Origin of the sequence: Mesorhizobium sp. M7A.F.Ca.MR.148.00.0.0 (genome assembly GCF_003997735.1) — a bacterium.
In the GTDB taxonomy this organism is placed as follows: domain Bacteria; phylum Pseudomonadota; class Alphaproteobacteria; order Rhizobiales; family Rhizobiaceae; genus Mesorhizobium.
The window spans coordinates 16,714-29,176 of record NZ_RZTB01000045.1 but is presented as its reverse complement, the minus strand read 5'-3'; the positions used below and the strand labels follow the sequence as shown (position 1 = coordinate 29,176).

The window sequence follows — 12,463 nt, the reverse complement described above, 5'->3', positions numbered from 1 at the left end:
GGGTGAGTATCCTGCTATCTGCCGAGCGTCCGGAAAGCCAATTCCACGAATCTCTTGGCGCGATCTATTCGACAAACACCTTCACACTCGCCGCACGCCCTGCGGCGTCGATGACGGTCAGCGTCGAATAGCCGGCGCCGTCGGGCTGCCAGGTCGCGGTGCGGCGACGATCGATGCCTGCCAGCGGCTTGCCGTTGGCGAGCCAGCGGAACGGCGCACGGCCGCCTTGCAGCTTCAGCACCAGTGGCGAGGCGTCGGCCGAATTGGTGCCGAGATCGACGCGGGCGCCGTCGGGCGGGAAGATGATGGTCGGTGCGGGTTCGCTCACCGTCGCCTGCACCAGGCCGTCCGACCCGGCGCCGAAGCGGGCGAGCGTCACCGGCAGGTCCTCGCGTCTGGGGCTGAACATGCCGGGCGGTTTGCCCGGCAAGGGGACGGTGGCGAGGCCCGAGCGGACAAAACCCTCGAACAGAATGGGAGCGGCCGAGACATAGCCGGAAAGGCCGGGCACCGCGCCGGCATCGGGGCGGCCGACCCAGACGCCCAGCACATAGCGGCCGTCGAAGCCGACCGACCAGGCGTCGCGGTATCCGTAGGACGTTCCGGTCTTGTAGGCGATGCCGCGCTGCAAGGCACCCTCGGGCGGCTTGACGCCCGACAATATGTCGATGGTCTGCCAGTTGGCCTGACCGTCGAGGATGGTGGCGCTGGTGCGCTCGGCATTGGCAGGCTCGGTGCCGTCATGCAGCGTGTGCGTCTTGCCGCCATTGGCGAGCCCTGTGTAGAGCTGGACGAGGTCGCGCAATGTCACCCCGACGCCGCCAAGACCGATGGCCAGGCCCGGGGCTTCGTTGACCGGCAGTATGGGGCTGACGCCGGCCTGGCGGAAGCGCGCCATCAGCCGCGTTGGCCCGACCGCGTCGAGCACGCGGATCGCCGGCACATTGAGCGACAATTGCAGCGCTTGCCGGATGCTGACATCGCCCTGGTAGCCCATATCGAAATTCTTCGGCCGGTAGCCGGAGAAATCGACAGGGCTGTCGTCGATCAGCGTTTCCTGCGCCACCAGGCCCTGTTCGAAGGCCAAACCGTAGATGAAGGGCTTCAGCGTCGAGCCGGGCGAGCGCACGATCTTTGTCATGTCGATCCAGCCGGAGCGGCTTGCGTCGAAGAAATTGGCCGAGCCGACTTCGCCAAGGATGTCGCCGGTGCGGGAGTCGGCCAGCACCATAGCGACCGACAGGCGGGGGCCGAGCTTGGTGGCCGCGTCCCTCGCCACCTGTTCCAGCCCCTCCTGGACGCTCTTGCGGATCGTCAGCCGCAAGGGCTGGCCGGGGACGGCCTTGGGCAACATCGCATAGGCGGCGTGCGCGGCGAGCGCCGGCAGCGTGCGGCGCAGGTCCGAGACATCGTCGAGGGCGGCCCGTGCGGCCTCGCGCTCGCCGAGCAGGCGGGAGGAGACCATTCGGGTCAGCACCCGGTCGCGGGCGGCGTGGGCGATCTTCAAATTGCGGTCGGGCCGGCGCTTTTCCGGCAGTTGCGGCAGAGCGACGAGCAGGGCGGCCTCGGAAACGGTGAGCCGTTTCGGCTCCTTGCCGAAATAGGCGAGCGAGGCGGCGCGCACGCCTTCCAGATTGCCGCCATAAGGCGCCAGCGTCAGGTAGCGTTCGAGGATTTCGCGTTTCGACAGCCGCCGCTCTATCTGGATGGCGCGCAGCATCTGCTTGACCTTGGAGCCGAGGCTGCGGCTTTCGCGCGGCTCGATCAGCCGGGCAAGCTGCATCGAAAGCGTCGAGCCGCCGGAGACGATGCGGCCGCTGGTGGCGAACTGGCCGGCGGCGCGGGCCAGCGCCAGCACGTCGACACCTTCATGGTCCCAGAAACGCTTGTCTTCGTAGGTGACCAGCATGTCGACGAACTGCTTGTCGACCTGGTCGAGGCGGGTTTCGAGCCGCCAGTAGCCGTCCGGCGTGGCGAAGGCGCGCAACAATTCGCCGTCGCGGTCCTGGACTTCGGAGGAGACCGTGAGTTCGGCTGGAAGCGGGGGCGGGAAGGCGTGGTCGAGCGCCCAGAGGGTGGTGGCGGCAATTGCGGTGAGTCCAATGAGGGAGGCTCCTGCAACGGCCGTGCGACGAAGGAACTTCTTGGAAAGCATGGCGCCGCCCCTCATCCGGCTGCCGCCACCTTCTCCCCGTATAGTGACGGGGAGAAGGGTGCTGTCATGGCCGTTGGCGCTTTTCCCGCAACGTTCAAAGTTGGCGAAAGCTTTGTTGCAGGCCTCTTTCTCCCCGTCACTATACGGGGAGAAATGCCCGGCAGGGCAATGAGGGGCAGCACAAGCCTCACTTTCATATTCGCCAAGGCGCCTTACGGCGCCTTGACCTCCATCATGCCGGTGGCGGTGCGGGCCGAATATTGCGGCCGGTACATGTCCTCCACCGTTGCCGCCGGGTGCGCATAGGTACCAGGCGTCACCGCGCGCACGACATAGGCGAGCGTCAGATTGTGGTCATGATCGCCGTCGGCCGGGTTGAACGCCGCGACGAAACGGTCGTCGCGGAATTCGAGATGCGCGGCATCGGTCTGCGCCAGCCACGAGAAGTTCGTCAACTGGGCGCTGGAGACCAGGCCGGGATTGTCGATCTCGAAGCCGGCCGGCAACAGGTCGGTGACCAGCAGGCGCGACGGCCATTTGTTCTGCTCGTTGACCTTGAGCACGACGACATAGCGTTCGTTCTGCGTCGCCTCGGTGACATTGGCCTCGGTGCCGTCGAGCTTGTAGTAGGTGCGGCTGATGGTGAAGCCGTCGCCGCCGGCCGGCAAGGGCTGGACCGGCGACGCCACGGTGGTGACGACGGCCTGCAGCGGGGTCTTGCCGGTGTTGGCGATGGTCAGCGGGCTGTCGGCCAGGTCAGAGCCTTCCACCTGGTTGGAGTAGCCGCCGGAATGCGCCGCGCCATTGACGGCCAGCATGATCGTATCATTGCCCTCCTTCAGCGCGCGGGCCGCCAGCAGCATCCAGGATTCGTCCTGGGTGGTGGTCCAGCGGGCTTCCGCGCGTTCCCTGGTCACCAGCTTGATCAGTTCCGGCACGATGGTCGGCACCGGCTTCGATTCCGCCGCCAGCGCCAGCATCGCCGCGCCATCACGCAGCCGCGAACCGTAGTCGGAGCGGTAGTAGTCGTAGTCGGTGGTGGACTTTGCCAACTGCAAGGCGGTCTTGAAGGTGGCTTCGGCGCGCGGTGTATCGCCGTAGAGCGCCAGGCTTGCCGCCAGCTGGGCAACGGCCATCGGGCTTGAGAAAGCTTCGAGTTGGGTATCCGCATAGTAGCGCAGGTCGCCGATCGAGGCCTTCTTGTTGCGGGCCAGAACGTAGAGGGCGTAGGCGATCTCGCTGCCACGGTCCTGCACGCTCTGGTCGTAGCCGAGCGAGTTCTGCAAATTGCTCAGCGCCTGGTTCATGGCCAGGCTCGGCACGTCGTATTTCTGCTCGCGCGCCCTGGTCAGGAAGTCGGTGACATAGGAATCAAGCCACAGATCGCCAGAGCCCGGACCCCACAGGCCGAAGCTGCCGCCCGAGGCCTGATAGCTCAGAACCTTATAGATGGCGTCCTGGATGCGGCCATGGATATCGGGATCGCTGGCCATGCCGACGCCGGAAGCCAACTCATTGACGTAGAGAAGCGGCATGGCGCGGCTGGTGGTCTGCTCGGCGCAACCATAGGGGTAGCGGTCGAGCGTCATCAGCAGCGACGGCACGTCGAAGGCGGCTGCCTGCGAAACGCCGACGCTGACGGAAGCGCCGTTGAGCAGGCTGGCCGCCAGCAGTTCCTTGTCGACGCGTAGCGCGCCGCCATTGCCCTTGAGGTCGACCACCAGCCGGGTGGTCACCGGCAATTGCGCCGGGCGCACCGGCACATAGAGTGTCTGCTCGACCTTGGTGCCGTCGGCATGGGCAAGCTTGATGGTGAGCGAGGCATTGCCGGCCGTCTGAGCGATCAGCGGCACGGTCAGCGTCTGGCGCTTGCCCTGGGCGAGCGTCAGCTTCTGGGGCAGGGGCTTGTCGCCGGTCGACAGGTCACCCGTCGTTTCGATCGAGAACGCATAGTCGCCGGCCGGACCATCGGTGTCGGCGACGTCGAGGCGCATGACGGCGGCGTCACCAGGCGCCAGGAAGCGTGGCAGGCCAGCGGTGATCACGATGGGATCGCGCACGATGACATCGGACTGGGCGTGGCCGACCGCATCCTTGGTCCAGGCGACGGCCATGACGCGCACGGTGCCGTTGAACTGCGGGATGTCGAAGTCGACCCGCGCCTTGCCGTCGGCATCGAGTTCGGCGATGCCGGAGAAGAAGGCGACCAGTTTTTCGGTCGGCGGGTTGCCTTGCGCCTGCATGTTGGCGCCGTCGCCGCCGGTCCTGAGCTTGCCGGTGTTGCCGAGCGAGCCGTCGATCAGGCGGCCGTATATGTCGCGGATTTCCATGCCCAGCATGCGCTGGCCGAAGAACCAGTTCTCCGGATCCGGGGCCTTGTAGTTGGTCAGGTTGAGGATGCCGACATCGACGGCGGCAACCATGACGTAGGCATTGCTTCCCGGCTGCACGCCGGCGACCGAAACCGGGATCGACAGCTGCTGGCGCGGCATGGTCTTGTCCGGCGGCGTCAAGGTGATGGCGAGCTTTTTCGAGCCCGGATCGACCTTCAGCCATTTCACGCCGATGGCGCGGGCCGGCATGCGCGTTTCCTGCGCATCGCCCGGCCGGAAGAGGGTTGCCGTGACATAGGCACCAGCACCCCAATCGTCGCCGACCGGTATGTCGACCGTGCTGCCGCCGGCCGGCACGGATGCCGTGACGGTCTTCAACAGCTTGTCGGAACCGATGTTGATGAGAAGTTCGCCGGCAAAGTGCGGCGAGACTTTCAGCTTGGCCACTTCGCCGGCGGCATAATTGTCCTTGTCGAGGGCGATTTCGAGGCCGTCAGGCGTTTCGGTGGTGGTCGAGGAGACATACCATCCGGCATCGAACTCGTAGCTTGTCGCCGGTCCCTCGGGATCCGATGTCTCGACCTCGAGGCGGTACTGACCCCAATCGACCGGCGCGGAGACCGTCGCGCCGCCGTCGGCGCCGAGGTCGACCTGGCCGTTGGCGATCGACTTGGTGAAGGTGACCGGCTCGTAGTTCCAGGAATTGTTGGAGCGGTACCACTGGTAATTGCGTTCGACCTTGACCAGCGTCCACTGCGCGCCTTTCAGCGCCTCGCGCTTGCCGTCGGGATCGACGGCGATCAGGCTGAACTTGGCGGTGCCGCCCTGCGGCACTTCATTGTCGGCGAAATCCGGACGGATGCCGATCATATGGCCTTGCGGGCGGATGCCGATGTTGAGCGAACGCTCGATGGCGCGGCCGCCGGTTTCGCGCATCCTCACCGTCACCTTGGCGTCGACCAGCTTGGTGGTCGAGGGCAGTTGGTCGACGGAGACCGGGAAGGTCACCTTGCCGTCATCGCCGACCACCGGCAGATCGGCGAGGGGAGTGACCGTGGGTTCGGCCGACTGCTCGTCGGCGAGACCGAAGGAAAAGCCCTGGAAGCGGTCCCAGTCGCGCGACGTCGACAGCGTCAGTTCGCCTTCCAGCGCCAGGCCCGCCGCCGGCGCGCCATAGAGGAAGCGGCCGTCAATGCCGATGTTGGCGGTTTCGCCCTGGGCGATTTCCTGCTTGTCGGCCTTCATGTCGAATTCGATGCGATCCGGCACGAAATCCTCGACCAGGAACATGTGGCTGGCCACGGCCGGCTGCTTGGGATCGGTGTATATCGACACCGACCAGGTGCCTCGCATGGCGTTGGGTTCGAGCGGCAGGTCGACGGCATGGCCACCGGCCGAAGCGCCGTCACTGACGATGCGGCGGCTTTCGACACCGTCGGGGCGCGAGAAGACGAAGGTCAACGGCAGGTTCTCGACCGCCTTGGCGGCGCCGTCGCGGGCAAGCGCCGCGACATGAACATCTTCGCCGGCGCGGTAGATGCCGCGTTCGGTCCAGGCATAGACGTCCAGCGCACCTGGCGCCGCGCGCCCGGTGACGCCGCGGTCGGACAGGTCGAAGCCGGCCCGGCCCATATCTAGAAAGACGAAATCATTGTCGCCCTGCTTGGCCATCAGCACGGCCGGCACCATGCCGCCGTCGCCGCGCGTCAGGCCGGGGTTGAAGACGGCATGGCCGTCGGCATCCGATGTCGCCGTGCCGAGAACCTCATTGTTCCTGGCAACCAGCGTCAGTTCGGCGCCGGCGATCGGCTTGGCGCTGCCCAGTGAACGCGCAAAGACGTTGAGCCCGTCCTGCCCCGTATAGGTCGACAGGCCGATGTCGGAGACGACGAACCATTGCGTGGCCATCGAATTGTAGTTGTCGCTCTTGTCGTTGACGGCCTGCGCGGTCAGCACGTAGACGCCGGGCTTGCGCTGCGGCACCGCCTCGTCGACCGGGAAGGAGGTGGTGACCTCCTTGTTGAGATCATTGGCGATGTCGAGCTGGCCTTGCCAGACCGGCGCGCCCATCTGCTCGGAAATGTTGGAGATGTCGTAGCCGTCGAGCTGGTGCAGGAACTGGTAGCCCGACAGAAGCTGGGCCAGCGAACGATCGCCGACGCGGTAGAGCTTCATTTCGGCGGCATTCATGTTGACGGTGACGATCGGAATGCCGCGGCGCGCGCCGGCCGGCAGCACGAAGCTGTCACCGGTGAAGCGGGCGGACGGTGCGCGGTCCTGGACATAGATCGACAGCACCACGGGGGCCGCGGTCACTTCGCCGATTGCCGCCGGCAGGCCGGCGCGGAAGGTGACGTCGTAATGCTGACCATGCTCCAGCCCTTCGACGCAGATTTGCTTGTCCTTGGCCTCGACGCCCTTGGGTGGCGCGTTGTCGACGGTGACGAACGGCGCGTAGTCGACGCCGGTCTTGACCAGATCCTCGGAGAATTGCGCGCAGATGCGCGGCGCGCTGGTGTCGGCGTCGATGGTGTGATCGACAACGCGGAAACCCTTGCGGGCCTTGAGATCGGCATAGTCGGCCTGGACCGCCGGCGAAGGGTTCAGCGCAAGGCTGGCCTCATAGGCCTGCAGCGCCGGCCGGTAGAGATCGCGCTTGTCGAGCCCGTTGCCGAGCAGCGCCAGCACTTCGGCGCGCGTCTTGGTGGTGCGCAGCAATTTATAGGCATTGAAAGCGGCCGACGTGCCGTTCGCCGGCAAAGTGGAGGCTTCGGAGGTGCTGGCGGCGGGCTGAACGGCCAGCGTTTCACGCGCCAGGTTGAGCCAGAGCGGACCATCATCGGGCAGCACCGAGACCGCGGCCTCGTATTTCAGCATGGCGGAGCGGTGATCGCCGGTCAGCACGGCCTGCTCGGCGGCGTTCAGCAAGGCAGCCATGCCTTCGGTCGGCTTGTCATAGGCCGGGCCGAGCAGCTTGTTGCGGTATTGCTGGGCCTGATCGGCCATCCAGTTGGGGAAGAAAGCGAGTTCCGGCGGCGCGCCGATATCAGGATCGCCGTCGATGTTGACGACCTTGCCCGCGACCGCGCCGTTGAAGGTTTTCAGCTGGTTGTAGTCGGATTTGAGGAAGCACCATTTGGCTTTTTTGTTGTAGGTGAAGGCGCGGCAGGCCGGGTCTCCCAGACATGTCGTCTTGCACTGGTCGATTGTCACATTCTGGTCGGACCTGAGATCAAAGCCGAAATAATCGGAATTGTCAGTTGTCGCGATCCGCCGGGCCTCGGCCGCTTGCGCGGCGCTGCTCCAGGCCAGGACATTGGCCCAGGCGAAAAACAGAAGAATCAGGATAGACAGACCACGAGCCGCGCGCATTGCCATAACACCCCTCCAGACACAGCTGACGTCCGGGCATGATCAAGCTTCAGTCAGGCTTGTCAACACGAGGACGCGGCAGGGTTCCGCCTGCCAACGGTTTCCTTTCCGGCCGATGACCGGTAGTACCTCCATAGGACAGGGGATCACGCTTTCTTGCGGCGACGCAAAAGGTGTGAATTCCAAGCCCGCCCTATTTCAGACAATTGGATTGTGGCCCCTTTACGAGCGCTTCAGAACTTCATTCCAATTTTAGTTTTGTAATCTAGGTTGTCTTAATGTCGGCGCATGAAGAGCAGATGTCAGGAGGTCGCGCGCCAGGGCGTGCGCTTCCGCGCGCCCTGTTGCTGGCCGTGATGTGCTCGACCGTGCTCGTCGCCGAATCGCGGCCGGCGGCCGCTTTCGAGCTTTTCGGCATCAAGCTGTGGGGCTCGTCCAGCGACGAGGATGCCGATATCGTCGATCCCCTGCGCTACGCCGTTACCATTTCCGCCCCCGACGCCGACAAGGATCTGGTCAAGAAGCTCGAAAATGCCTCGGCGCTGAAGAGTGACGAGGAGCGTCCGGTTTCCGGCTCGCTCGGGCTGATGGCCAAGGCGCGCAGCGACCGCGAACAGCTTGTCGCCGCGCTCTATGCCGATGCCCGCTACGAAGGCGTCGTCACCGTCACCATCGACGGCAAGCCGCTCGACGATTTGCCGCCGGATGCCGAATTCAAGGGGCCGCAGCCGGTTCCCGTGGTGATCGACATCGCCAGCGGGCCGAAATTCACCTTGGGCAATATCCACCTTGAGGGCGACGCGGCAGGGCTGATGAGCGCCGATTACGGCTTGATATCAGGCGGCGATGCGGGATCCGGCGCTGTGCTCAAGGCCGAGGCGCTGATCGTGCGGACGCTGAAGGAGCAAGGCAGGCCGCTGGCAGAGGTGACGGACCGGCAGATCGTCGCCGACCACGCCACCTCGACGCTGGACGTGACGCTGACGGTCGCCGCTGGGCCGGTCGCCGGCTATGGCGACACAACGGTGGAAGGCACCGAAAAGGTCGACCGCGACTTCACCGAATACATGACCGGCCTCAAGCGCGGCCGGCAGTACTCGCCGCAAGAGATCGATGACGCGCGCGACCGGCTGCTGGCGCTCGAGGTCTTCAACAGCGTGACGTTCAAGGAAGCCGACACGCTCGATGCCGACGGCAACATTCCGATCGGCGTCCAGGTCAGCGAGCGCAAGCCACGCTATTTCGGCGTCGGCGGCACCTTCTCCAACACCGAGGGGCTGGGCCTGGAAGGTTATTGGGGCCACCGAAATTTGTTCGGCCGGGCCGAGAAGCTGCGCATCGACGGCAAGATCAGTGGCATCGGCAGCAATGATCTCGGCGAGCTCAACTACAATGCCGGCATCATGTTCGAAAAGCCGGGCGTGATCGGGCCGGCATCGAAGTTCTTCGCCGGCGTCAAGACGGTACTCGAACATCCTGACGCCTATGACCATTTCTCGGTCAAGGGCAGCACCGGGCTGTCCTACGAGCTGACCAAGAAGCAGACGGTTTCCGCCGAGGTGGCGCTCGATTATTCCCGCATCCACGACGCTTTCGGCAAGCACAAATACCTGATCGCCAGCATTCCGCTGCAATATGTCTATGACAACCGGGACAACCGGCTGAACCCGACAAGCGGCTTCCGGGTGCTGGCCTATGCCGAGCCCAGCTACGACATTTTGAGCGGTGCGGCGTTCCTGAAGCTGAGGGGCGAAGGGTCGGCCTATCAGTCGCTGGACTCGGCTTCGAAGTTCGTCCTGGCCGAACGTGTCGCCATCGGTTCGATCGTCGGCACCAGCCTCGAACATGTGCCAGCCGACCGGCGCTTTTATTCCGGGGGCGGTGGCTCGGTGCGCGGCTATGCCTATCAGGGCATCGGACCCAAGGACTTCACCGGCCAGCCGATCGGCGGCCTGTCCTTCTTCGAAACCTCGGTCGAGATGCGCATCGCCATCACCGATACGATCGGCATCGTGCCGTTCGTCGACGCCGGCACCGTATCGACCAAATCAGCTCCCGATTTCTCCGATGTCAAGGTCGGCGCCGGCGTCGGGCTGCGCTATGTCACGCCGTTCGGGCCACTGCGCATCGATGCCGCCATGCCGCTCAACCGTGATCCGGGTGACCCGCATTTCGGCATCTATGCCGGCATCGGACAGGCATTCTGAGCGATGAAAACAGTCTGGCGCGTCCTCCGCATTGTTTTCTACACGCTGCTGATCGTGGTCGCTGGCGCCATCGGGGCGCTCGTGGTGCTGACCAAGACCGAGCGCGGCCGCGACAATCTCGCCGGTATCATTTCGCGCATGGCATCGAGCGACGATCGCAAGATCACGGTCAGCGGCATAGACGGCATCTGGTCCGGAGCGCTCAGCGTCGACCATGTCGTGCTGGAGGACCGCGAGGGCGCCTGGCTGGTGGCGCGCAAGGTGGCCGTCGACTGGTCGCCGCTGGCGCTGCTGTCGAAAAACTTCAGCGCCGACCGTATCGCTGCCGAGCGTATTGAACTGGCGCGATTGCCGGTGGCCAGCACGCAGCCAGCGCCGAGCGGGGGTACGACGACGCTGCCGGTTTCCATCGACATCAAGCAGATCGATCTGCCCGAGATCGCGCTTGGCCAGCAACTGGCCGGCAGCGGCATCGCCGAGCTTGCGGCCAAGGGATCGGTCAAGGTCGATGCCGCGCCACTGGCGGTCGAGACGGTGCTCAACATCACCCGCCATGACGGCAAGCAAGGTAATGTCGACGCCAAGATCCACTTTGCGCCGGCAGACAACAGGCTCGATCTCGACCTCAAGGCCTCGGAGCCGGCAGGCGGCATCATCGCCAACCTGCTCAAGCTGCCCGACACGCCGCCGGTCGACATAAACGTCTCGGGCACGGGGCCACTCGCCAATTGGAACGGCATCGGCACGTTCTCTGTCGACGGCAAGATCGTCACCCAGCTGACGGGTCGCCACCAACTGACCGACAAGGGCAATCATATCGAGGCCAAGGGCGACGGCGATTTCGCTCGCTTCCTGCCTGAGAATCTCAAGCCGCTGTTTGCCGGCAAGACCAGTTTCGACATTGCCGGCACCGCCACATCGGCCGGTGGCGTCAGTGTCGACCGCGCCAACATCGACAGCGATGCGGTCCACGGCACCGCGACCGGCATTGTCGATCCTGCCGGCGCCAGCGACCTCTCGGTCGAACTCGCCGCCAAGGGGCCGCCCGTGGTGATCAGCGTCGGCAGCAAGGCGCAGCCGATCACGCTGGCGATCAGCAATGCCACCGCCCGGGCCTTCGGCGACGGCAAGGCGCCGATCATCGACGTCGGCGCCTCCTTCGTCTCCATCGTCGCCGGCGGCACGCGGCTGGACGATCTGGCGGCCCAGATCCATTCCGACGGTTTTGACATCCAGAACCGCGCCGGGCCGGTCACCGTCAAGCTGGAGGCGGGCGGCCTCAACACCGACGTGGCGACGCTGGCGCCGCTGATCACCGGCAAGATCGATGTCGATCTGGCCGGGTCGGTCAGCAAGGACGCCATTGCCATCGACCAGGGCACGCTGCGTTCCGACGCGCTCAACGCTTCGCTGACCGCGACGGTGGCGCTTGCCGACCTGTCGATGCAGCTGAAGATGAACGCGGATGCCGTGGCGACGGCCTTTCCGCCGCAGATCGCCTCGGTGCTCGGCGCTAGGGTGAAATTCTCGGCCAGCGCGGCCCGCGATCCGCAGGGATCCTTCGCCGCCAATTCGATCGAATTCACCTCCGGCACGCTCAGCGCCGCCGGCACGGCCAGCATGCAAGGCACCGACATCCAGGCCGACATCAAGGGCAAACTGGGCGACGTTTCCGTGCTGTCGCCGACAGTCGGCGTGCCGGTTGCCGGTGGCGTCGATTTCGCGCTGTCGGCAAGCGGCGCCATGACGGCGCCGGATTTCACGGTTACCGCCGATAGCGACAGCCTGACGGCATCGGGCCGCACGGTGAAGAGCCTCAAGCTGACGGCTAGCGGCAAGGCCGATATCACCAGTCCCGCCGCCAATGTCTCGCTGACCGGCTCCGTCGACGACCAGCCGCTCGACATCAAAGCAGCGCTGGTGACGAGCGAAGGCAAGCGTTCGATCAATGGTTTTCTGGTCTCGCTCGGCGACAACAAGGTCTCGGGTGATCTCGCGCTCGACGACAAATTCATGCCGCTCGGCACGCTGACGCTCGATGCACCTGCCATCGACCAGCTGGCCGCACTTGCCGGCCAGGCGATAACGGGAGACATCGACGGAACCATCCGCTTCGCGGGGGATGGCGACGCGCCCTCCGTTGCGATCGATGCGAAGAGCACATCGATCGCGCGCGGCGAGGTGATGGCCAAGGCCATCACAGTCAATGCACTGATCGCCAATTATCTCAAGGCGCCTGCGATATCAGGTACGATCAAGGCCGACAGCGTCACCTCCGGGACCACGGAAATCGGCGGCATCGGCGTCGACCTGAAGCGTGATGGCGACTGGACCAATTTTACCGGCGGCGCCACCATAGCGGGCATTCCGGCGACCGCTGCCGGCCGGGTGAAGAT

3 protein-coding genes and 1 pseudogene are annotated in these 12,463 nt (G+C 65.1%); 2 read left to right on the top strand and 2 right to left on the bottom strand.

Annotated elements, in window-relative coordinates:
* Positions 1–64: 64 nt before the first annotated feature.
* Positions 65–2,155 carry a penicillin-binding protein 1C gene (gene pbpC, locus EOB49_RS17970; RefSeq protein ID WP_127381768.1) on the bottom strand — a complete coding sequence of 697 codons (2,091 nt, stop codon included), beginning with the start codon at positions 2,153–2,155 and terminating at the stop codon, positions 65–67.
* Between the two features lie 212 nt (positions 2,156–2,367).
* Positions 2,368–7,866, bottom strand: coding sequence for an alpha-2-macroglobulin family protein (locus EOB49_RS17960; protein WP_127381767.1), 5,499 nt, complete (start codon positions 7,864–7,866; stop codon positions 2,368–2,370).
* A gap of 272 nt (positions 7,867–8,138) precedes the next feature.
* Here EOB49_RS17960 and EOB49_RS17955 point away from each other — a divergent pair, with 272 nt between their 5' ends.
* Together EOB49_RS17955 and EOB49_RS37700 are read left to right on the top strand one after the other, a co-directional pair.
* Positions 8,139–10,067: an autotransporter assembly complex family protein gene (locus EOB49_RS17955; RefSeq protein WP_127381766.1), complete on the top strand. Its 1,929-nt coding sequence runs from the start codon at positions 8,139–8,141 to the stop codon at positions 10,065–10,067.
* 3 nt (positions 10,068–10,070) lie between these two features.
* Positions 10,071–12,463, top strand: a pseudogene (locus EOB49_RS37700) (translocation/assembly module TamB); the annotation flags it as partial.

Excerpts from the sequence above, each read along its gene's own strand:
- pbpC (WP_127381768.1), bottom strand. The coding sequence starts at position 2,155 with ATGCTTTCCAAGAAGTTCCTTCGTCGCACGGCCGTTGCAGGAGCCTCC.
- EOB49_RS17960 (WP_127381767.1), bottom strand. The coding sequence starts at position 7,866 with ATGGCAATGCGCGCGGCTCGTGGTCTGTCTATCCTGATTCTTCTGTTT.
- EOB49_RS17955 (WP_127381766.1), top strand. The coding sequence starts at position 8,139 with ATGTCGGCGCATGAAGAGCAGATGTCAGGAGGTCGCGCGCCAGGGCGT.